This window comes from Phycicoccus avicenniae (genome assembly GCF_050496545.1).
In the GTDB taxonomy this organism is placed as follows: Bacteria; Actinomycetota; Actinomycetes; order Actinomycetales; family Dermatophilaceae; genus Phycicoccus; species Phycicoccus avicenniae_A.
The window spans coordinates 1-22,093 of the sequence record NZ_JBNVZV010000034.1 but is presented as its reverse complement, the minus strand read 5'-3'; the positions used below and the strand labels follow the sequence as shown (position 1 = coordinate 22,093).

Annotated in this window: 19 protein-coding genes; 3 read left to right on the top strand and 16 right to left on the bottom strand. The window is 72.2% G+C overall.

Going from position 1 to position 22,093, the window contains the following annotated elements; genetic code table 11:
* Positions 1-106 precede the first annotated feature (106 nt).
* The 16 genes from ACQZ2A_RS19790 to ACQZ2A_RS19715 form a co-directional block, all read right to left on the bottom strand.
* Positions 107-886: a TSUP family transporter gene (locus tag ACQZ2A_RS19790; RefSeq protein ID WP_430214443.1), complete on the bottom strand. Its 780-nt coding sequence runs from the start codon at positions 884-886 to the stop codon at positions 107-109.
* Positions 879-1,643 carry an HAD family hydrolase gene (locus ACQZ2A_RS19785; protein ID WP_430214441.1) on the bottom strand — a complete coding sequence of 255 codons (765 nt, stop codon included), beginning with the start codon at positions 1,641-1,643 and terminating at the stop codon, positions 879-881. Before ACQZ2A_RS19785 ends, ACQZ2A_RS19790 begins: the two co-directional genes overlap by 8 nt.
* A complete protein-coding gene (locus ACQZ2A_RS19780) occupies positions 1,640-3,409 on the bottom strand; it encodes a proline--tRNA ligase (protein WP_430214439.1) in 1,770 nt (589 codons plus the stop codon). Before ACQZ2A_RS19780 ends, ACQZ2A_RS19785 begins: the two co-directional genes overlap by 4 nt.
* Before the next feature lie 57 nt (positions 3,410-3,466).
* Complete coding sequence (locus ACQZ2A_RS19775) at positions 3,467-4,330, bottom strand: GNAT family N-acetyltransferase (protein WP_430214438.1); 864 nt, start codon at positions 4,328-4,330, stop codon at positions 3,467-3,469.
* Positions 4,331-4,348: 18 nt separating this feature from the next.
* Entirely contained in the window at positions 4,349-5,194 is an 846-nt protein-coding gene (locus tag ACQZ2A_RS19770; protein ID WP_430214436.1) for a GNAT family N-acetyltransferase, read from the bottom strand.
* Between the two features lie 53 nt (positions 5,195-5,247).
* Complete coding sequence (gene ispG, locus ACQZ2A_RS19765; protein ID WP_430214434.1) at positions 5,248-6,408, bottom strand: flavodoxin-dependent (E)-4-hydroxy-3-methylbut-2-enyl-diphosphate synthase; 1,161 nt, start codon at positions 6,406-6,408, stop codon at positions 5,248-5,250.
* Positions 6,409-6,460: 52 nt separating this feature from the next.
* Positions 6,461-7,822 carry a M50 family metallopeptidase gene (locus ACQZ2A_RS19760; RefSeq protein WP_430214432.1) on the bottom strand — a complete coding sequence of 454 codons (1,362 nt, stop codon included), beginning with the start codon at positions 7,820-7,822 and terminating at the stop codon, positions 6,461-6,463.
* Positions 7,819-9,048: a 1-deoxy-D-xylulose-5-phosphate reductoisomerase gene (gene dxr / locus ACQZ2A_RS19755; protein WP_430214430.1), complete on the bottom strand. Its 1,230-nt coding sequence runs from the start codon at positions 9,046-9,048 to the stop codon at positions 7,819-7,821. The genes ACQZ2A_RS19760 and dxr overlap by 4 nt, the downstream gene beginning before the upstream one ends.
* Before the next feature lie 37 nt (positions 9,049-9,085).
* On the bottom strand, positions 9,086-10,132 hold the full coding sequence (locus tag ACQZ2A_RS19750) for a DnaB-like helicase C-terminal domain-containing protein (RefSeq protein WP_430214428.1): 1,047 nt from the start codon (positions 10,130-10,132) through the stop codon (positions 9,086-9,088).
* 103 nt (positions 10,133-10,235) lie between these two features.
* Positions 10,236-11,696 (bottom strand): NAD-dependent succinate-semialdehyde dehydrogenase, encoded by a 1,461-nt coding sequence (locus tag ACQZ2A_RS19745; RefSeq protein WP_430214427.1) that lies wholly within the window; start codon positions 11,694-11,696, stop codon positions 10,236-10,238.
* A 24-nt stretch (positions 11,697-11,720) separates the two neighbouring features.
* Positions 11,721-12,986 carry a saccharopine dehydrogenase family protein gene (locus tag ACQZ2A_RS19740; RefSeq protein WP_430214425.1) on the bottom strand — a complete coding sequence of 422 codons (1,266 nt, stop codon included), beginning with the start codon at positions 12,984-12,986 and terminating at the stop codon, positions 11,721-11,723.
* A 40-nt stretch (positions 12,987-13,026) separates the two neighbouring features.
* Positions 13,027-13,836 (bottom strand): ABC transporter permease, encoded by an 810-nt coding sequence (locus ACQZ2A_RS19735; protein WP_430214423.1) that lies wholly within the window; start codon positions 13,834-13,836, stop codon positions 13,027-13,029.
* A complete protein-coding gene (locus ACQZ2A_RS19730; RefSeq protein WP_430214422.1) occupies positions 13,833-14,756 on the bottom strand; it encodes an ABC transporter permease in 924 nt (307 codons plus the stop codon). Before ACQZ2A_RS19730 ends, ACQZ2A_RS19735 begins: the two co-directional genes overlap by 4 nt.
* Positions 14,753-15,892: an ABC transporter ATP-binding protein gene (locus ACQZ2A_RS19725; RefSeq protein WP_430214420.1), complete on the bottom strand. Its 1,140-nt coding sequence runs from the start codon at positions 15,890-15,892 to the stop codon at positions 14,753-14,755. Before ACQZ2A_RS19725 ends, ACQZ2A_RS19730 begins: the two co-directional genes overlap by 4 nt.
* Complete coding sequence (locus tag ACQZ2A_RS19720) at positions 15,892-17,133, bottom strand: ABC transporter substrate-binding protein (RefSeq protein WP_430214419.1); 1,242 nt, start codon at positions 17,131-17,133, stop codon at positions 15,892-15,894. Before ACQZ2A_RS19720 ends, ACQZ2A_RS19725 begins: the two co-directional genes overlap by 1 nt.
* Positions 17,134-17,141: 8 nt before the next feature.
* A complete protein-coding gene (locus ACQZ2A_RS19715; protein ID WP_430214417.1) occupies positions 17,142-18,590 on the bottom strand; it encodes a gamma-aminobutyraldehyde dehydrogenase in 1,449 nt (482 codons plus the stop codon).
* A 185-nt stretch (positions 18,591-18,775) separates the two neighbouring features.
* Between ACQZ2A_RS19715 and ACQZ2A_RS19710 the strand changes: the two genes are divergently transcribed.
* Genes ACQZ2A_RS19710 through ACQZ2A_RS19700 form a run of 3 tightly spaced genes read left to right on the top strand, consistent with a single transcriptional unit; the run spans position 18,776 to position 22,079 of the window.
* Positions 18,776-19,258 carry an Lrp/AsnC family transcriptional regulator gene (locus ACQZ2A_RS19710; RefSeq protein ID WP_430214415.1) on the top strand — a complete coding sequence of 161 codons (483 nt, stop codon included), beginning with the start codon at positions 18,776-18,778 and terminating at the stop codon, positions 19,256-19,258.
* Entirely contained in the window at positions 19,255-20,694 is a 1,440-nt protein-coding gene (locus ACQZ2A_RS19705) for an aspartate aminotransferase family protein (protein WP_430214413.1), read from the top strand. Before ACQZ2A_RS19710 ends, ACQZ2A_RS19705 begins: the two co-directional genes overlap by 4 nt.
* 2 nt (positions 20,695-20,696) lie before the next feature.
* Complete coding sequence (locus tag ACQZ2A_RS19700; protein WP_430214411.1) at positions 20,697-22,079, top strand: NAD(P)/FAD-dependent oxidoreductase; 1,383 nt, start codon at positions 20,697-20,699, stop codon at positions 22,077-22,079.
* Positions 22,080-22,093: the final 14 nt, after the last annotated feature.

The window sequence follows — 22,093 nt, the reverse complement described above, 5'->3', positions numbered from 1 at the left end:
GCCCCGCTGGCGTCATCCACAGCCCCGCGAACGTGTGTGAACCCGCCGCGAAACACCGGCGAGTTCACACACATTTGCGATGGGTGGGTGGGTGGGTGGGGTGCGACTACCAGAGGTGGAGGACGTCGCCGCCGATGCGGATGGTGAAGGCGCCGACGACGACGACGAAGACGGCCCGCACGAACCGGCTCCCGCGCGCGACCGCCGTACGGGCACCGACGTAGCCGCCGAGCAGGTTGGTGACGGCCATGACGCCCCCGACGACCCACACCACGTGCCCACCCGGCGCGAAGACCGTCAGCGCCCCGAGGTTGGTCGCGAGGTTGGTGATCTTGGCCTTGGCGCTGGCCTCGAGGAACGCGTACCCGAGCAGCCCGACGAGGGCGAAGACGAGGAACGACCCCGTGCCCGGCCCGAGCGCCCCGTCGTACACGCCGATGACGAAGCCGGTGAGCACGGCGGCCGTCGTGTGCCGGCCGCCCGACCAGCGCAGCCGGGTCATCTCCCCCACCGACGGCCGGAGCAGCGTGTACGCCCCGACGACGAGCAGCATGACGAGGATGACCGGGTTGAAGAGCGACTTCGGGATGTGCAGCCCGAGCAGCGCGCCGCCGATCGCCCCGACGTAGGCGACCGCGGCCATCGGCAGCGCGGTGCGCAGGTCCGGCTTCACCCGCCGGTAGTACGTCGCCGAGGCCGTCGCCGTGCCCCACACCGAGGCGAACTTGTTCGTGGCGAGCACCTGGGCCGGCGTCGCGCCCGGCATCCCGAGGAGCAACGCCGGGAGCTGCACCAGCCCTCCCCCGCCGACCACCGCGTCGACCCACCCGGCGAGGAACCCGGCCAGCGCGAGCAGCGCCAGGACCTCGGCGGAGACCTCAGCCACGGGCGTCGGCCAGCCACCCGTCGACGACGGCGAGCACGTCGAGGAGCTCGTGCGCCCGGGCGTCCGGGACGGCGCTCACCTCGACCTTCTGGTTCTCGGGCAGCGTCGAGTGCGGCACCCAGACGGCGCGCATCCCGACCTGCTGCGGTCCGTGGACGTCCTCGAACATCCGGTCGCCGACGTACACGGCCGCCTCCGGCTCGACCCCCAGCTCGCGGCAGATCGCGCGGAAGGCCTCGGGGTGCGGCTTCACGTGCTCGATCTCGCTGGAGTAGACGTCGGCGTCGATGAGGTCCAGGACGCCGTCGCGCTCGAAGATCTCGCGGTGGTACTCGCGCGACCAGATGGTGTTCGACAGCACGCCGATGCGAAGACCCCTCTCGCGCAAGCCTTCCCAGAGCGGGCGGACCTGCGGGTCGGTCCACGTGTGCGGCTCCCAGAAGCGCCGGTACGCGGCGAGCGCCAGGTGGTGCCGGTCGTGCTCGGCGTCCACCCCGGCGGCGTCGAGGATGTCCGCGAGGGCCGCCGACGAGTGCTCGTCACGCCCCCGGCTCCACGCCGCCGCCTCGGCCGCGAGGATGCGGTCGGCCAGCCGGTGCGCCTCGTCGAGGTCGGCCTGCGGCACCTCGGGCGAGCCCACCGGCACGCCGTGCACCTCGCGCGCGAAGACCCGCCACTGCTCGGGCAGGTCGACGTCGTGCCAGGGCGTCAGCGTGCCGCCCCAGTCGAAGACGACCGCCTCCAGCGGGCGGCTCACGCGCGGCCGATCTCGGCCAGCACCTCGCGCACGGCGTCGGCGGTCGCGACCTCGCGGCGCTCCCCCGAGCGACGGTCCTTGACCTCGATCTTCCCGTCGGCGAGCCCACGCCCGACGACGACGATGGTGGGCACCCCGATGAGCTCGGCGTCCTTGAACTTCACTCCGGGAGAAGCCTGCCGGCGGTCGTCGAGGAGCACCTCGACACCCTGCGCCTCGAGCGAACGGGTCAGCTCCTCGGCGAATGTGAGGACGGCGTCGTCCTTGCCGGTGGCCACGACGTGAACGTCGGCGGGCGCGAGCGCGCGCGGCCAGACGAGCCCGAGCTCGTCGTGGTTGCCCTCGGCGACGCAGGCGACCGCCCGCGAGACGCCGACGCCGTAGGAGCCCATCGTCACCGTGCGCAGCTTGCCGTGCTCGTCGAGCACCTTGAGGTCGAGCGCCTCGGCGAACCGCTGGCCCAGCTGGAAGATGTGCCCCATCTCGATGCCGCGCGCCGACTCCAGGCCGTGCCCGCACGAGGGGCAGGAGTCGCCGTCGCGGACCTCGGCGGCCTCGATGGTGCCGTCTGCGGTGAAGTCGCGACCGACGACGAGGTCGAGGACGTGGCGCCCGCTCTCGTCGGCGCCGGTGACCCACGCCGTGCCCTCGCTGACCCGGGGGTCGAGGAGGTACCGGATGCCCGTGCTCTGCTCCGAGCCCAGGGCCCCGGGGCCGATGTAGCCCTTGGCGAGGGTCGGGTACCGCGCGAAGTCCGACTCGCCGAAGGCCTCCACGGCGGCCGGCTCGACGTTGGCCCCCAGCCGCTTCTCGTCGACCTCGCGGTCACCCGGGAGCCCGATGGCCAGCGGTTCGCGCGTGCCGTCGGGGTGCACGAGCATCACGATGACGTTCTTCAGCGTGTCCGCCGCGGTCCACGACCGGCCGTCGGCCCGCGGGAAGGCGTGCTCGAGGTGGGCGACGAGGGTGTCGATGGTCGGGGTGTCGGGGGTGTCCTCGACGTGGGCGGCGGGCAGCCCGGACGCGTCGACGGCGTCGGGGACGGGCACGCGCACGGCCTCGACGTTCGCGGCGTACCCGCAGTTCGGGCAGCGGACGTAGGTGTCCTCGCCGTTCTCGGCGGTCGCGAGGAACTCCTCGGACTTCGAGCCGCCCATGGCGCCGGCCATCGCGTGGACGATGACGTAGTGGAAGCCGAGCCGCTCGAAGATGCGCACGTAGGCGTCGCGGTGCAGCTGGTAGCTCTTGTCGAGCCCGGCCTCGTCGAGGTCGAAGGAGTAGCTGTCCTTCATGACGAACTCGCGCCCGCGCAGGATGCCGGCGCGCGGCCGGGCCTCGTCGCGGTACTTCGTCTGGATCTGGTAGATCGACAGCGGCAGGTCCTTGTACGACGAGTACAGGTCCTTGACGGCCAGGGTGAACATCTCCTCGTGCGTCGGCCCGAGGAGGTAGTCGTCGCCCTTGCGGTCCTGGAGGCGGAAGATGCCGTCGCCGTACTCGGTCCAACGACCGGAGGCCTCGTAGGGCTCGCGGGGCAGCAGCGCCGGGAAGAGCAGCTCCTGGGAGCCGATGGCGTCCATCTCCTCGCGGACGATGGTCTCGACGCGGCGCAGCACCTTCAGGCCGAGCGGCAGCCACGTGTAGATGCCGGGGCTGACCCGCCGGATGTAGCCGGCCCGCACGAGGAGCTGGTGGCTCGGCACCTCGGCGTCCGCCGGGTTCTCGCGAAGGGTTCGCAGGAACAGGGACGACATGCGCATGGCCACGGGAGGGCTCCTGGGGTCGGTCGGTTCGGGGTGGGGCCCGGCAAGGATATCCGCGCCTCAGGCGACCTGCTCGTAGCGGGCCCGCAGCCCGGCGTCGACGAACCCGAGCCGCAGGTACAGGGCGTGCGCCGGGTTGTCGACGTTCACCGCGAGCCAGGCCTGCTCGCAGCCGGCCTTGCGCAGCGACCGGAGGGAGCGGGCGACGAGGTGCGCCCCGAGCGCCCTCCCCCGCCAGGCCGGCACGACCCCCACCTGGTCGACCCAGTCGTCGGTGAGCGTGACGAACCCCGCGGGCCGGCCGTCGGCGTCGACGGCCACCCGCGAACGGTCCGGCCGGAAGCCCTGCTCGTCGGCGACGTCGTGCACCCACTCCTGGAGCGGGGTGGCCGGGAATCCCGGTCGCTCGGCGAAGGCCCCCGAGTACGCGGCGTGGAACAGCGGCGCGCTCGCCTCGTCCCACGGCAGCGAGCGCAGACCGGGGGGCCGCTTGATGCGCGGCACGTCGACGAGGTCGTGGCGCATCACGTGCTCGGCGAAGGTGCGCACCAACCCCATCCGGCGGAGGAACTGCTCGGTGCCCGGGGAGACGGTCTCGACGACGACCCGCAGCAGCGTGCCGCCCGAGTGCTCGCGGCACCAGGCGGCGAGCTCGTCACCGAGGCCGGCGCCGCGGGCCGAGGGGCGGACCAGCCCGGTGGCGGTGTGCCGGCCCGCGCGGTCGACCAGCACCGCCGCCGCGGCGACGAGGTCCCCCGTCTCGTCCCGGCCGCCGAGGCCGACGCCCGACAGGTAGTGGCGGCGCAGCATCGGCTCGTCCGCGAGGTGGGGCAGACCGCCGTCGACGCGCAGGCAGGCCCGGGCCAGCTCGCGCAGGGCCGGGAGGTCCTCCTCGGTGAGCGGCGTCCACAGCGTCTGCGACATCTCAGCCCCGCGGACCGGTCACAGCAGGACCGTCGAGAAGGCGCCGACCTCCCGGAAGCCCAGCCGGTCGTAGGTGGCCCGGGCGGCGGTGTTGAAGTCGTTGACGTACAGGGAGACCACGGGGGCGGGGCCGAGCATCACCTGCTCGAGGACGGAGGCGAGCATCGGCACGGCCAGACCGAGGCCCCGCAACCGCGGCGCGACCCAGACGCCCTGGAGCTGGGCGCAGCCGAGGGCGAGGCTGCCGATGTCGGTCTTGAAGACCACCTCGCCGTCCTCGACGACGACGTAGGTGTGCCCGCGCGTCACGAGCGAGGCGATCGAGGCGCGGTAGCCGCGGTTGGAGCCCGAGTAGGGGCGGTAGCCGATCTCGGCGGTGAACATGTGCTCGGCGGCGGGCAGCACGAGGTCGACCTCGTCGGCGCGGGCCGGGCGCACCCGCTCGTCGAGGGCGATGCCGAGCGCCGACGGCGGTTCGTGGGCGACGAGCAACGGCTGGTGGGCACGAACGGCACGCGGTGCGCCCCAGTGCGGCTCGAGGTGGTTCCAGAGGCCCTCGACCTCGTCCTGGGGGCCGAAGACCGAGGCCGCCCGGCCCCGCCAGCGCCGCAGCCGCTCGGCGAGCTGGGGGTGGTCGGCCGGGGTGGTGCCCACGGGGACGACGTTGGCGCTGGCCCAGCACAGCGAGCGCAGCTCACCGTCGTCCCGGACGCCCAGGACCGAACCGAGCGAGCCCGTGCGCGAGCCCTCGAGGATGCGCGCCGCGACGAAGACGCCCCGCGGGAGGTCGCGCGAGCACACCGCCAGGGCGGCGTCGCGGTCCGCGAGCGACAGCGGCCGGACCGGGGAGCGGGTGCGCAGCACCACTACAGCCTAGGGCCGACGCGCCGCGCGGGCGCGCTCCTCGGGGACGGGTCTCAGGAGACGGTGACGCTCGGCGCGCCGGCCGACTCCTCGTCCATCGGCTCGCCCATCTCCTCGGCGATCCGCATGGCCTCCTCGATGAGGGTCTCGACGATCTGGCTCTCGGGGACGGTCTTGATGACCTCGCCCTTGACGAAGATCTGGCCCTTGCCGTTGCCGGAGGCCACCCCGAGGTCGGCCTCGCGGGCCTCGCCCGGGCCGTTGACGACGCAGCCCATGACCGCGACCCGCAGCGGGACGGTCATGCCCTCGAGGCCGGCCGTCACCTCGTCGGCGAGCTTGTAGACGTCGACCTGGGCGCGCCCGCACGACGGGCACGACACGATCTCGAGCTTGCGCGGCCGCAGGTTCAGCGACTGGAGGATCTGGATGCCGACCTTGACCTCCTCGACGGGAGGCGCGGACAGCGAGACGCGGATGGTGTCGCCGATGCCCTGCGAGAGCAGCGCCCCGAACGCCGTCGCCGACTTGATGGTGCCCTGGAACGCCGGCCCGGCCTCGGTGACGCCGAGGTGCAGCGGCCAGTCGCCGCGCTCGGCGAGCAGCTGGTAGGCCTTGACCATGACGACGGGGTCGTTGTGCTTGACCGAGATCTTGAAGTCGTGGAAGTCGTGCTCCTCGAAGAGGCTCGCCTCCCAGACCGCCGACTCCACCAGCGCCTCGGCGGTGGGCTTGCCGTACTTCTCGAGCAGCCGCTTGTCGAGCGAGCCGGCGTTGACGCCGATCCGGATCGAGACGCCGGCGTCCTTGGCGCGCCGGGCGATCTCGCCGACCTGGTCGTCGAACTGCCGGATGTTGCCCGGGTTGACGCGCACCGCCGCGCAGCCGGCGTCGATGGCCGCGTAGACGTACTTCGGCTGGAAGTGGATGTCGGCGATCACCGGGATCTGGCTCTTCTGCGCGATGGCCGGCAGCGCCTCGGCGTCGTCCTGGCTCGGGCACGCGACGCGCACGATGTCGCAGCCGGCGGCGGTGAGCTCGGCGATCTGCTGGAGCGTGGCGTTGATGTCGGTGGTCGGCGTCGTGGTCATCGACTGCACCGACACGGGTGCATCGCCACCGACCTCGACCTTGCCGACCCGGATCTTCCGGCTCTGGCGACGGGGGGCGATGACGGGCGGCGGCGCGGCGGGCATGCCGAGGGAGACGGACATGCCCCCCAGCCTACGGCGCGCGGCTGGGCGTTCCCTCCACGGGAGGTGGGCGTCAGCCGCCGAGGTCGACCGGGTTGACGAGGTCCGCGTAGATGAGCAGGGCGGACACCCCGATGAGGACCATCGCCACCGAGTAGGCGACCGGCAACGCCTTCGCGACGTCGACGTACCCCGGGTCCGGGCGGCCGCGCAGGCGGGCCCACCCGCGCTTCGTGCCCTCCCACAGGGCGCCGGCCACGTGCCCGCCGTCGAGCGGCAGCAGCGGCACGAGGTTGAAGACGAAGAGCATGATGTTCAGGCCCGCCAGCAGGAGCAGCAGCGTCCACACCTTGTCACCGGTGGTGCCGCCGAAGATGCGGTCGTACTTGCCGGAGCCGACGTCGCCGGCGACCCGCCCCACACCGACGACCGACATCGGGCTGTCGGCCTGGCGCTCGGCACCGCCGAACGCCGCGTCCCACACGCCGCCGAGCCGCTGCGGGATGTGCGCCAGCGCCGAGGCGGTCTGGGCGGTGTAGTCCCAGACGATGCCCGGGACGGCCGTCACCGGTTGGGCCTGGTACTCCAATGGTGCGCTGGGTCCCACCCCGATGAAGCCGGCCTCGGTGGTCGCCGGCGTGCCGTCCGCCTTCAGCACCGCCTGGCCCTGCGCGTCGAGGGCGGTGACGGTGTTGCGGATAGGGGTGACGGCGAGGGTGAGCTGCCGGCCGTCGCGCTCGACCACGACGGGCACCGCCCGCCCGGCCGCCGGGCGGATCAGCGTGCTGACGTCGCGGGGCGTGCGGACCGGCTGACCGTCGATCGAGACGAGCCGGTCACCGGGCCGGATGCCCGCGGCGAGCGCCGGGCTCGCGGGGCGCCCGGTGCACGACGTGGTCGGCGTCGCCTCGGTGGCGGGGGCGACGCAGCTGGAGACGGTGGCGACCTCGGCCCCGGCCTGCGGGGTGAGCAGGCCGTGCATCGTCACGACCGCGGTGAGCAGCACGATCCCGATGAGGAGGTTCATCAGCGGACCGCCGAGCATCACGACGACCTTCTTCGGCACCGACAGCCGGTAGAAGACGCGGTCCTCGTCGCCGGGACGCACCTCCTCGAGGCTGGCCGCCCGCGCCTCGTCCATCAGCTGGCTGAACCGGCCGGTGCTCGAGGCGCGCAGCTTGCCGTCGTCGCCGGGGCGGGGCGGGAACATCCCGATCATCCGGATGTACCCGCCGAGCGGGATGGCCTTCAGGCCGTACTCGGTCTCGCCACGACGACGCGACCACACGGTCGGCCCGAAGCCGACCATGTACTGGGTGACCCGGACGCCGAAGCGCTTGGCGGGGACGAGGTGTCCCACCTCGTGGAGGGCGATGGACAGCGCCACCCCCACCGCCATGAAGAGCACGCCGAGCACGAACGCCACCGTGGTCACCGGCTGCCTCCTGGGGTCTGGGTCGTATGCGGGCCGCCGAGCAACCCTCGGGCGCTCTCTCGCGCCCACCGGTCGGCGGCGAGCACGGACTCAACGCTCGAGGCGTCGAGTTCGCTCCCGCGCCGTCCGTCCCCGCCATTGTGCGCCTCGACGACGCGCTGCACCGTGTCGACGATGTCGAGGAAGCCGATGTGGCCGTCGTGGAAGGCGTCGACGCACACCTCGTTGGCGGCGTTGTAGACGGCCGGGAACGTGCCGCCGGCCTCCCCCACCTGCCGGGCGAGCCGCACCGCGGGGAACGCGTCGTCGTCGAGCGGGTGGAACTCCCAGGACTGCGCCCGCGACCAGTCGCACGGCACGTCGACGTCCTCGAGGCGCTCGGGCCAGGACAGCCCCAGCCCGATGGGCACGAGCATCCGCGGCGGCCCCAGCTGGGCGATGGTCGAGCCGTCGTGGAACTCGACCATCGAGTGGATCTGCTGCTGCGGGTGCACGACGACGTCGATCCGGTCGAACGGCACGTCGAAGAGCAGGTGCGCCTCGATGACCTCGAGGCCCTTGTTCACGAGGGTCGCCGAGTTCGTCGTGATGACCCGCCCCATCGAGAAGTTCGGGTGGGCCAGGGCCTGCTCGGGCGTGACGTCGGCGAGCTCGGCGCGGGTGCGGCCGCGGAACGGGCCGCCGCTGGCGGTCACGACGAGGCGGCGGACCTCCTCGGCCCGACCACCGCGCAGCGCCTGGGCGATGGCGCTGTGCTCGGAGTCGACGGGGACGATCTGCCCGGGGGCGGCGGCGACCTGCACCAGCGGGCCGCCGACGATGAGCGACTCCTTGTTGGCGAGCGCGAGCACCGAGCCGGCCGAGAGCGCGGCGAGGGTGGGGCGCAACCCGATCGAGCCGGTGATGCCGTTGAGGACGACGTCGGCGCCGCGGCCCGCGGCCTCGGTGGCGGCGTCCTCCCCGACGACGACCTCGGGTCGGTACGAGGGGTCCTCGGCGACCGCGGCGATCGCCGAGCGCAGCTCCTCGACGCTCCCCCGTGCGGCCGCGACGAGCGGTGCCCGGGTGGCCGCGGCCTGCTGCGCGAGCAGGGCGGTGTTGCCCCCGGCGGAGAGCGCGGCGACGGTGAAGCGGTCGGGGTGGGCGGCGACCACCTCGAGGGCCTGGGTGCCGATCGAGCCGGTGGAGCCGAGGACGGCGACGGAGCGGACGGTCACGGGCGCCATCCTGCCGCACCTGCGTGCACGCCCGTCGGGCGGCGGGTCAGGAGGTGAACACCCGCTCCTCGATGAGGCGCTCGGACACGACGCGCACCTGCGGGCGGTAGCGCCCGTGCTCGAAGTCCTTCTCGACCTCGAGCTCGACCTGGCCGCCGCCGAACCGGTTCTTCTCGACCGAGATGATCACCCAGCGGCGGTAGACCTTGGCCGCGTTGAGGTCGTAGGTGAGGTGCTCGCGGGCGACGATGTTCAGCTTGGTCTGGAGGATGAGCACGATGTCGGCCTCGTAGGCCAGCGCGCTCGAGCCGCGCAGGTCGCGGGTGCGCATCCGGTGCCCGGCCCCGAGGCTCTCGCGGTCGGCCGCGGAGATGGCGAGCACGGGGCACTCGAGCTCCATCGCGAGTTCCTTGAGCGTCTCGGTGACGAAGGTGACCCGGGTCTCCTCGTCGGCCGTGCCCTCGATGCCGTCGACGGGGATCTTCTGGAGGTAGTCGACGCAGACGATCGGCGGCTCCCCCGTGGCGTCGGCGACGGCCGCGACGGTGGAGGCGATCTGGGCGATGGTCGTCAGCCGGTTGGCCTCGACGACGTGCAGCCGGTCGGAGTAGCGCTCGATGGTCATCAGCGCCTCCATCCCGAAGGCCAGCCCGCGCATCGCGGACCCGAGGCCGCGGCGGTCGGGGTCCTCGGCCTCGAGCACGGCCCGGAAGGCTCGCACGTCGGCGGCGGGCATCATCGGGTCGTCGGCCAGGTCGGCGGCCGCGGCGGCCTCGAGCCCGAGCAGGCGCTGGATGAGCGAGGCGGCGGTCAGCTCGAAGGAGAAGATGACGGCGTGCCGGCCGGCGACGACGGCGTTGCGCAGGACCTGCATGGCGAAGGTCGTCTTGCCGGCGCCCTCCGTGCCGGCGAGCAGGATCAGCTCGCCGGAGCGCAGGCCGCCGCCGAAGGTGGTGTCGAGGAGGTCGAAGCCGGTGGGCCAGACCCGCGCGCCGGGACGGGCGCCGAGGCGCAGCGCCTCGTCGGTCTCGTCGAGGAAGGAGCGCACGGACCGCTGCCGGTCCGGGCGATCGGAGTGACGGGCCCGGCTCATGGAGCCAGTCCACCACTCCCGTCCCACGCGGCGCACGCCCACGGGGACGATCCTGTCCCTTCGGCCGACCCCGCCGGAGAGCCGGGGCCGCCCGCCTGCGACCTCAGAGGGCGATGCCGACGTACTTGACCTCGAGGTACTCCTCGATGCCCTCGAAGCCGCCCTCGCGCCCGAAGCCGGACTGCTTGACGCCGCCGAACGGCGCCGCGGGGTTGGAGACGATGCCGGTGTTGACGCCGACCATCCCGAACTCGAGGGCCTCGGCGACCCGCAGGACGCGGGCGTTGTCGCGGGTGAAGACGTAGCCGACCAGGCCGTACTCGGTGGAGTTGGCCCGGGCCACGGCGTCGGCCTCGTCGCGGAAGGTCGCGATCGGCGCGACCGGCCCGAAGATCTCCTCGGTGAGGCAGCGGGCGCCGTCCGGGACGTCGGTGAGGACGGTGGGCTCGTAGAAGTGGCCGCGACCGGCCACGGGCGAGCCGCCGGTGAGCACCGTGGCGCCCTTGGCGACGGCGTCCTCGACGAGCTCGTGGACGCCGGCGCGGGCCTTCTCGGTGATGAGCGGGCCGACGTCGACGCCCTTCTTCGTGCCCTTGCCGACGACGAGGGCGCCCATCCGGGCGGCGAGCCGGGAGGAGAACTCCTCGGCCACATCCTCGTGGACGAAGAACCGGTTGGCCGCGGTGCAGGCCTCGCCGATGTTGCGCATCTTGGCGAGCATCGCGCCCTCGACGGCGGCGTCGAGGTCGGCGTCCTCGAAGACGATGAACGGGGCGTTGCCGCCGAGCTCCATCGAGAGGCGCAGCAGCTGCTCGGCGGACTGCTCGACGAGCACCTTGCCGACGGCCGTGGACCCGGTGAAGGTCAGCTTGCGCAGGCGCGGGTCGCGGATGACCGGCTCGCAGACCGCCCCCGAGTGCGTGGTCGTGACGACGTTGAGGACGCCGTCGGGCAGCCCGCACTCCTGGAGCACCTGCGCCAGCAGCAGCATCGTCAGCGGCGTCTCGGCGGCCGGCTTGACGACCATCGTGCAGCCGGCGGCGATGGCCGGGCCGATCTTGCGGGTCCCCATCGCGAGCGGGAAGTTCCACGGCGTGATCATCAGCGTCGGGCCGACCGGCTGGGCCATCGTCACGAGCCGCGTCGCGCCGTTCGGGGCGGTCGAGTACCGGCCGTGGATGCGCACGGCCTCCTCGGAGAACCAGCGGAAGAACTCGGCGCCGTAGGTGACCTCGCCGCGGGCCTCGGCGAGGGTCTTGCCCATCTCGAGGGTCATGAGGAGGGCGAACTCGTCGGCCCGGGCGGTGACCGCCTCGAACGCGGCGCGCAGGATCTCGCCGCGGTCGCGCGGCGCGGTGGCCGCCCACGACGCGCGCGCCTCGTCGGCCGCGGTGAGAGCGGCGAGGCCGTCCTCGGGCGTGGCGTCGGCACAGGTGGTGAGCGTGCCGCCGGTCGCGGGGTCGTGGACGTCGAAGCGCGCGCCCCCGCTCGCCTCGCGCCAACGGCCGCCGACCAGCAGACCGGAGGGGAGCGAGTCGAGCAGTGCCTTCTGGGTGGTGGCCATGGGTCGATCCTCTCGCAGGGGTGGTCAGCGGTCCTCGAGGCCCCAGGGCGAGCCGTAGCCCGCGGGCTTCGGGGCGGCGAGCAGGTCGAGGAAGGGCACGGCGTCGAAGGCCTCCGGGCCGAGGACCCCGGCGCCGGACCAGGTGCCGTTCGCGAGCAGCTCGAGGGCGACGACGGGGTTGACGGCGGTCTGCCAGACGACGCACTGCGCCTCGTACTCGCGCATCGTGTCGGCGTTGTCGGACACGTGGTAGAGGTACGTGCGCCGTGGCTGCCCGTCCTTGCCGGTTCCGGTGACCCACAGGCCGGCACACGTCTTGCCCTCCATCCGCGGCCCGATGGTCTGCGGGTCGGGGAGCACGGCAGCGACGACGTCGCGCGGGCTCACCTGCACGCCCTTGACGGTCACCGGCTCGGTGGAGTCCAGGCCCAGCGTGTGCAGCGTCCGGAGGATGGTGATCATCTCCTCGCCGAGGCCGTACTTGAAGGTGACCTTCCGCGCGTCGACCCAGCGCGGCATGAGGAGCACCTCCTCGTGCTCGACGTGCACGCACTCGACGGGGCCGATGCCCTCCGGGAAGTCGAAGACCTCGGGCTCGCTGAAGGCCGGCAGGGTGTACCAGCCGCCGTCCGGCTCACCGGCACGCGCCTTCTCCCACACCACCGGCGGGTTGAGGCACTCCTCGATGATCGTCCACATCGAGAAGCCGGGCGCGAAGACCTCGTTGCCGTCCTCGTCGCGGATGACGAGGTTCGCGCCGTCGCGGGTGCCGAGCTCGTCGATCTCGGAGAAGAGGTGGTCGGCCGCGTACCGGGCGAAGACGTCGGAGAGGCCCGGCTCGACCCCGATGCCGACGAGCGCCAGCCGGCCCTCGGACTCCCACTCCCCCGCCTGCGCGAACTGCTCGTCGCCGAGCTTCACGCCGACCTTCGCGTAGGGCTCGGTCGGGTGGCGGCGCGAGAGGCTCATCGCCATGTCGAGGTAGTCACACCCCGCCGCCCGCGCGCCGTCGAAGATCGGCACGACGAACCGCGGGTCGACCGCGTTGAACACGTGCGTGGCCCGCACCTCGCGCGCCAGCGCCTCGACCGCCCCGGCGTCCGAGGCGTCGACCTGCGCGGCCGAGAACCGGCCGCCGTCACCGCCCCGGGCGGCGGCCGCGGCGACGGTGCGCTCGGCCCGGGAGACGTCGTGGTCGGCGACCACCCACGCCTCGAAGAAGTCGCGGTCGGCGGCGATGCGCGCGGCGGCGTCGCCGACACCGCCCGCTCCGATCATCAGGACGCGCACGGGAACCTTTCGGGGTCGAACCGGGCCGGGGCCCGGTGGGTCACTTGCTCGCGCGCCGGGCGTTGCCGACGAGCTGGCCGATGATCACCAGCGTGAGCGCGATGACGAACATCGAGAAGCCGATGACGTTGGCCTGGGCGGGGATCCCGCGCAGGTAGGAGACGTAGACGAACTTCGGGAAGGTCGTCTCGTTGCCGGAGACGAAGTTCGTGATGATGAAGTCGTCGAAGGACAACGAGAACGCCAGGAGGGCGGCGCCGACGATGCCCGGCAGCACGAGCGGGAAGGTGACCCGCCAGAAGGTGCTCATCGGCCCGGCGTAGAGGTCCTGGGCGGCCTCCTCGATGCGCGGGTCGAGGCTCTGGAGACGGGCTTTCACCGTGACGACGACGAAGCTGACGCAGAACATGATGTGCGCGATGGTGATCGTCCAGAAGCCGAGGCCGAGGCCGACCCGGGAGAAGCCCTGGACGAAGATCGTCAGCAGGCTCGCGCCGAGGACGATCTCGGGGGTGGCCATCGGGACGAAGACGAGGACGTTGCTCACCGTGCGGCCCCGGAAGCGGTGCCGGACGAGCGCGAAGGCGAGCATCGTGCCGAGCACCGTCGCGACGAGCGTGGCGATGAGGCCGATCTGGAGCGAGGTGACGAGCGCGTCGCACACGCCGGGCGCACCGCAGGGGTCCTGCCAGTGCTTGAGCGTCGGGCTGCCCTGCGGGTTCCAGACGATGTTCGACTTCCGGTAGTTGTTGAAGGAGAAGACGAACGTGTACGCGACCGGGAGGAACAGGTAGAGCAGGACGAGGACGGCGACGATGATCGCGAAACGGTTCTGCAGCCGGCGGATCACAGCAGCTCCTCGGTCCCGAAGCGACGGATGTAGACGAAGACCATGGCCAGGATCAGCGCCATGAGGGTGAAGGAGAGTGCGGCCGCGGTCGGGAAGCCGCCGAGGACACGGAAGAACTGGCTGTCGATGACGTTGCCGACCATCTTGTCGCCGTCGGACCCGAGGAGCTCGGCGTTGACGTAGTCACCGGCGGCGGGGATGAAGGTCAGCAGCGTCCCGGCGATGACCCCCGGCATCGACATCGGCAGGGTCACCGTCCGGAACGTCGTGAAACCGTTGGCGTACAGGTCTCCCCCGGCCTCGATGACCCGGTGGTCGGCCCGCTCGAGCGAGGCGTAGATCGGCAGCACCATGAACGGGAGGAAGTTGTACGTGAGGCCCGCCACCACCGCGGCGGCCGTCTCGGTGATGCGCCCGCCCGGCAGCAGGTGCAGCGTGTTGAGGGTGCTCGCGACCGGACCGTCGTCGGCGAGGATCTGGCGCCACGCCACGGTGCGCAGGATGAACGAGGTGAAGAACGGCGCGATGACGGCGATGAGCATGATGTTGCGCCAGCGCCCGGCCTTGAAGGCCATGGCGTAGGCCAGCGGGTAGGCCAGGGCGAAGGCGAAGAACGTGGCGAGCCCCGCGAAGAGCAGCGAGCGGCCGAACTGCGGCGCGAAGTCGGTGAGTGCCCGCAGGTAGTTCGAGAAGTTGACGTCGCGGTAGTAGTAGCCCGGGTAGCCGGGGAACTGCGACTGGATGCTCACCGTGAACAGCTGGACGAGCGGCACGACGAAGAAGACGAGCAGCCACAGCGCTCCGGGGAGCAGCAGCAGGTAGGGCAGCCAGCGGCGGCCGGGCCGCTCCTGCGGGGCACCGGTGCCGGGGTCGGTGCCGGTGGTGCCGCTCGTCCCGCCCACGTGGGCGAGGGCGCTCACGCCGTGGCCTCCGCGGCGGCCTTGGCCGCGGCCTCGTCGACCGGCACGGTGAAGGCGTGGGCCGGGTTCCAGGAGATCCACACGTCGTCGCCGGGCCGCAGGTCGATGGGGTCGACGTCGAGGTTCTGCTCGTAGCAGCTCCACACCGCCCCGCTCGGCAGCCGGACGAGGTACTCGGTGGCCACGCCGGTGAAGGAGACGTCGAGGACGACGCCCTTGACGTCGTCGCCGACCCCGGCCGGGGCCTCGCGCAGCACGCGCACCTTCTCGGGGCGCACCCCGAAGGTCACCTGCCCCTCAGTGGCACCGGCCCGCGCGAGCGGCACCTTGACCCGGCTGCCCTGGATCTCGGCGACGAGGTGGTCGCCGTCGCGGTCGACGACGGCCCCCGTGCCGAGGTTCGAGCGGCCGACGAAGTTCGCGACGAACGTCGTGCTCGGCAGGTCGTAGAGGTCGGCCGGCGCACCCATCTGCTCGATCCGCCCGTGGTTCATGACGGCCACGGTGTCGGCCATCGTCATGGCCTCCTCCTGGTCGTGCGTGACGTGGATGAAGGTCAGCCCGACCTCGGTCTGGATCCGCTTGAGCTCGACCTGCAGCTGGCGGCGCAGCTTGAGGTCGAGGGCGCCGAGCGGCTCGTCGAGGAGGAGCACCTCGGGCCGGTTGACCAGGGCCCGGGCCAGGGCGACGCGCTGCTGCTGGCCACCGGAGAGCTGGGCCGGCTTGCGGGTGGCGAGGTGGTCGACCTCGACGAGCTTGAGGGTCTCCTCGGCCCGCTCCATCGCGTCCTTCTGGCCGCGACGCTTGGGCCCGAAGGCGACGTTGTCGCGGATGCTCAGGTGCGGGAAGAGCGCGTAGCTCTGGAAGACCGTGTTGACCGGCCGCTCGTACGGTCGGCTGCCCGTGAGGTCGGTGTCGCCGATGAGGATGTTGCCGGCCGTGGGCTGCTCGAGCCCGGCGACCATCCGCAGCGTCGTCGTCTTCCCGCAGCCCGAGGGGCCGAGGAGGGCGAAGAACGAGCCGCGGGGGACGACGAGGTCGAGGTCGTCGACGGCGGTGAAGTCGCCGAAGGACTTGGTGACCGCGTCGAGGCGCAGGTCGCCCGTGGCCTCCCGGAAACCGCTGTTGGCTGCCATCAGTTGCCCATCACCTTCTGCCAGATGCCACTGAACTCCTGGTCCTCCTGGGGCGTCAGCGCCCGGATGCCCTGGATGTTGTTGTCCTTGATGTAGGCCGCGTCCGGGAAGATGAACGGGCTCTTCGCGAGCTCGGGGTCGCTCTTGGCGAGCTCCTCCTGGGCGCCCTGCACCGGACAGACGTAGTTGACGTAGGCGGCCACCTGGGCGGCGACCTCCGGCTCGTAGTAGTAGTTCATGAGCGCCATCGCGTTGCGGCGGTGGGTGGAGGTGATGGGCACCATCATGTTGTCGCTCCACAGGGTGCCGCCGGACTCGGGGATCGCGAACTCCCAGTTGTCGTTCTCGGTCTCGGCGCGCAGGACGAAGAGGTCGCCGGACCACACGATGCCGGCGATCGCGTTGCCGGACTTGAGGTCCTCGAGGTAGCTGTTGCCCTTGATCTTGCGGATGTAGCCCTGGTCGAGCTTCTCCTGGATGACGGCGACGCCCTTCTCGAACTCGGTCTTGCCCCAGCCCTTCGTGATGTCGACGCCCTGGCTCTGCATGACGAGTGCGACGGTGTCGCGGAACTCCGAGAGCACGACGATGCGGCCCTTGAGGTCGTCCTGCCAGAGGTCGTCGAGGGACCTGATCTCCCGGCCGAGGCGCACCTTGTCGTAGCCGATGCCGGCGAAACCCGACTGCCACGTCAGCGAGTACTGGCGCCCGGGGTCGAAGCTGACGTCCTTGAGGCTGTCGAGGAGGTTGCTCGCGTTGGGCATCCGGATGATCTCGAGCGGCTGGGCGAGCTGGTCGCGGATGACCCGGTTGGCCATCCAGTCGGTGAAGACGAAGATGTCCTTGCCGATGTCCTGCTTGGCCCGCAGCTGCGGCGCGATCTTGTTGAAGTAGGAGTCGTTGTCCTCGATGTCCTCGGCGTAGGTCGCCTGGATGCCGGTGTCCTTGATGAACGCCTGGAGGGTCGGGTACTGCTTGGTCGCCTCGTCGTAGTCGAGGTAGGCGGTCCAGTTGGCCCACCGGACGACCTTGTCGGTGTTCGACACGTCGTTCGGCAGCTTCAGGGCGGCGGCGCCGCCGGCGGGCGGGGCCGGTGGGGCGCAGGCCGAGAGCGTGGCCGCGGCCCCGCCGAGCGCCGCGCCCCCGAGGAGGGAGCGCCGCGTGAGCTGCGAGCCGCGGGCGGCCCGGACCAGCCCGCGGACCGCGGGGTCGGCGGGGGGACGCCGTCGGAGTGGTGCCATCTCGGTCCTCAGCTCTCGATGTTGGCCATGACGTGCTTGACCCGGGTGTAGTCCTCGAACCCGTACATCGACAGGTCCTTCCCGTACCCGGACTTCTTGTAGCCGCCGTGCGGCATCTCGGCGACGAGCGGGATGTGGGTGTTGATCCACACGCAGCCGAAGTCGAGGCGCTTGCTCATCCGCATGGCGCGCCCGAAGTCCTTGGTCCACACCGAGGACGCCAGGCCGTAGTCGACGCCGTTGGCCCAGGCGACGGCCTCGTCCTCGTCGGTGAACCGCTGGACGGTGATGACCGGCCCGAAGATCTCGTTCTGGACCGCCTCGTCGTCCTGGGTGAGCCCGGAGAGGACGGTCGGCTCGAGGTAGTAGCCGTCGCCGAGGTCGGTGCGCCGGTTGCCCCCGGCCGAGACGGTGGCGTGCGACGGCAGCCGCTCGATGAAGCCGGAGACCCGCTCGAGCTGGTTGGCGTTGTTCACCGGGCCGAAGAGGGCGTCCGCGTCGTCGGGGAGCCCGACGGGGGCCGAGCTCTTCGCGTACTCGGCGAGCGCGGCGACGAAGTCGTCGTGGATGCGCGGGGCGGCGAGCACGCGGGTGGCCGCGGTGCAGTCCTGGCCGGCGTTGAAGTAGCCGGCGATGGCGATGCCCTCGACGGCGGCCTCGATGTCGGCGTCGTCGAAGACCACGACCGGGGCCTTGCCGCCGAGCTCGAGGTGGACCCGCTTGAGGTTCGGGGCGGCGCTGGCCGCGACCTCGGCGCCGGCCCGGACCGAGCCGGTGATGGCGACGAGCGAGGGGGTGCGGTGCTCGACGAGCATCCGGCCGGTGTCGCGGTCGCCGGTGACGACGTTGAGCGTGCCGGCGGGGAGGAACTCGGAGGCGAGCTCGGCGAGGCGCAGGGTGCTCTCGGGGGTGGTGTCGCTGGGCTTGAGGACGACCGCGTTGCCGGCCGCGAGCGCCGGGCCGATCTTCCAGACCGCCATGAGCAGCGGGTAGTTCCACGGGGTGACCTGGCCGACCACGCCGATCGGCTCGCGCCGGATCCACGAGGTGTGGCCGGCCATGTACTCCCCGGCCGCCTTGCCCTCGAGGACACGGGCGGCGCCGGCGAAGAACCGGAGCTGGTCGACCATCGGCGGGATCTCCTCGCTCGCGGTGAGCGCCTTGATCTTGCCGGTGTTCTCGGACTCCAGGGCGATGAGCTCGTCGGCGTGCGCCTCGACGGCGTCGGCGAACTTCAGCAGCGCCTGCTGCCGCTCGCTCGGGGTCGTGCGGCCCCACTCGCCGTCGAAGGCGCGCTGGGCGGCGGCGTACGCGGCGTCGACGTCCTCGGCGCCGCTGACCGGGGCGGACGCGACGACCTGGCCGGTGCTCGGGTTGACGACGTCGCTCGTGGCGTCGGTGCGGGCGTCGACGAACGCACCGTCGACGAAGTTGCGCAGGACACGGGGGGTGCTCATGTGGTGGTGCTCCCGGGGTCGGTGGCGGCGGGGACGGCTCGTGCGGGCACAGTAGTACGCGGAACCGCGAAATCACTAGGGTCGGTCCGTAATGGGAAGGGAAAGTGGCTGATCTGTGTCCCTGATGTTGCGGAATCCGCGTTGCGCTACTTGCGCGGGGTGGGGTGACCGGCCACGATGGCCCCGTGACCTCACGCCAGCACCGGGACCGTTCTCCCGAGATCCGCCTCGACGACGTCGCCAAGCGGATCATCGAGCTCCTCCAGGAGGACGGCCGGCAGTCCTACGCCGCCATCGCCAAGGCGGTCGGGCTGTCCGAGGCGGCGGTGCGCCAGCGGGTGCAGCGCCTCCTCGACTCCGACGTCATGCAGATCGTCGCGGTCACCGACCCGCTCCAGGTCGGGTTCCGGCGCCAGGCGATGATCGGCATCCGCGCGGCGGGCAACCTCATCGACCTCGGGGAGGCGTTGTCCTCGATGCCGGAGGTCGACTACGTGGTCACGACCGCGGGGTCCTTCGACGTGCTCGCCGAAGTGGTCTGCGAGGACGACGACCACCTCCTCGAGCTCCTCACCCAGCGGATCCGCCCGCTGCCCGGGGTCACCAGCACCGAGACCTTCGTCTACCTCAAGCTCAACAAGCAGCACTACAACTGGGGCACCCGATGACCACCGAGCCCTCGACCGTCTGGGAGCCGTCCTCGGACCGGCACACCGCCACCGGCGCGCTGTACTCCGACGCCGCCCGCGACCACCTGTGGATGCACTTCACCCGCCACTCGGTCTTCGAGGAGCGCGAGGCCGGCGGCCTCGGGCACTCGGTCCCGATCATCACGCGCGGCGAGGGCTGGCGGATCTGGGACGACCGCGGCAACGAGTACATCGACGGCCTGGCCGGTCTGTTCGTCAACAACGTCGGGCACGGACGCACCGAGATCGCCGAGGCGATGGCCAAGCAGGCGTCCGAGCTGGCGTTCTTCCCGCTGTGGTCCTACGCGCACCCGCGGGCCATCGAGCTCGCCGAGCGCCTCGCCCACAGCGCCCCCGGCGACCTGAACCGGGTCTTCTTCACGACCGGTGGCGGCGAGGCCGTCGAGACGGCGTGGAAGCTGGCCAAGCAGTACTTCAAGCTCATCGGCAAGCCGACCAAGCACAAGGTCATCTCCCGCTCGGTCGCCTACCACGGCACCCCGCAGGGCGCGCTGTCCATCACCGGCATCCCCGCCGCCAAGGTCGAGTTCGAGCCGCTGGTGCCGGGCGGCCACAAGGTGCCGAACACGAACATCTACCGTGCGCCCGAGCACCTGCGCGACGACGAGAAGGCCTTCGGCCGCTGGGCCGCCGACCGCATCGCCGAGGCCATCGAGTTCGAGGGCCCCGACTCCGTCGCCGCCGTCTTCCTCGAGCCGGTGCAGAACAGCGGCGGATGCTTCCCGCCGCCGGCCGGGTACTTCGACCGGGTCCGCGAGATCTGCGACGAGTACGACGTCCTGCTCGTCTCCGACGAGACCATCTGCGCCTTCGGCCGGATCGGCTCGATGTTCGCCTGCCAGGACCTCGGCTACCAGCCCGACATCATCACGACCGCCAAGGGCGTGACGAGCGGCTACGCCCCGCTCGGCCTGATGATCGCGAGCGAGCGGCTCTTCGAGCCGTTCCGCAAGGGCACCACGTACTTCCCCCACGGCTACACCTGGGGCGGGCACCCGGTCTCGTGCGCGGCAGCGATGGCCAACCTCGACATCTTCGACCGCGAGGGCCTCAACGACCGCGTCAAGGAGAACGCCCCGGTCTTCAAGAGGACCCTCGAGAAGCTGCTCGACCTGCCGCTCGTCGGCGACGTCCGCGGCGCCGGGTACTTCTACGGGATCGAGCTCGTCAAGGACAAGGCCACCCGTGAGACCTTCGACGACGCCGAGTCCGAGCGGCTGCTGCGCGGGTTCCTCTCCAAGGCGCTCTTCGACGCCGGCCTGTACTGCCGGGCCGACGACCGCGGCGACCCCGTCGTCCAGCTCGCGCCCCCGCTGACGATGGGCCCGGCCGAGTTCGACGAGATCGAGCGCCGGCTCCGGTCGGTGCTCACCGAGGCGGAGAACCACCTCTGACGATGGTCGCCGCCACCGGCACCGCGCCGCTGTGGTCGGACACCCGGGCGGCCGGGCCCTCCTCCGCGCCGGCGGCCGCCATCGACCTTCCGCTGCGCGCCGACGTCGTCGTCGTGGGCGGCGGCTACACGGGGCTCTGGACGGCGTACTCGCTGCTGCGCGCCGAGCCGGCCCTCGACGTGCTCGTCCTCGAGGCCGAGCACGCCGGCTTCGGGGCGAGCGGGCGCAACGGCGGCTGGGTCTCGGCGCTGTGGCCGGTCTCCCCCGACGCCCTCGCGGCCCGGCACGGGCGGGCGGCGGCGCTGGCCCAGCTCGCGGCGCTGCGCGACACGGTCGATGAGGTCGGCCGGGTCGACGCCGAGGAGGGCCTCGGCTCGGGGTTCACCAAGGGCGGGACCATCGTCGTGGCGCGCACACCGGCTCAGGAGGCGCGGGCCCGGGCCGAGGTCGCCCACGGGGAGGCGTGGGGCGTCGGGACCATCTGGCTCGACGCCGGCGCCACGCGGGAACGGTTGGGAGCCGGGCCTGTTCGTGGGGCGACCTTCAACCCGAACTGTGCGCGGGTGCACCCTCGCGACCTCGTCGACGGGCTGGCCGCCGCCGTGCGGCGGCGGGGCGGGCGCATCGTCGAGGGGGTGCGGGTCGGCCGGGCCGGGGACGGTGTCGTGGTGCTCGCCGACGGGCGACGGGTCTCGGCAGGTGCGGTCGTCCTGGCGACCGAGGGATGGACCCCGCAGCTGCCGGGGCACGAGCGCGCCGTGGTCCCCGTGTACTCGCTGATGGTCGCCACCGAGCCACTGCCCGCCGCGACGTGGGAGCGCATCGGCCTCGCGGAGCGCGAGGTGTTCGCCGACCACGGCCACCTCGTCATCTACGGGCAGCGCACCGTCGACGACCGGATCGCGTTCGGGGGCAGGGGCGCTCCGTACCACCTGGGATCCACGGTGCTGCCGGCGTTCGACCACGAGGAGAAGGTCTTCGCCGCGCTCCGGCGCACGCTGACGCGGCTGCTGCCGGCGCTCGAGGGCGTGACGTTCACGCACGCCTGGGGCGGACCGCTCGGCATCGCCCGCGACTGGAACCCCTCCGTGCAGTGGGACCCGGCCACCCGCACCGGGCGCGCCGGCGGCTACGTCGGCGACGGGGTGGCGGCCTCGAACCTCGCGGGGCGCACCCTGGCCGACCTCGTGCTGGGGCGGTCCTCGACGCTCACGGAGCTGCCGTGGGTCGGGCACCGCTCGCCGTCGTGGGAGCCGGAGCCGCTGCGCTGGCTCGGCGTCAACGCCGGCCTGCAGCTGGCCCGCCTCGCCGACGCCGAGGAGGCCCGGACCGGGCGGCCGAGCCGGGTCGGGTCGCTGCTCGGCCGGCTCACCGGCGGCCACTGAACCCCACCCCTACC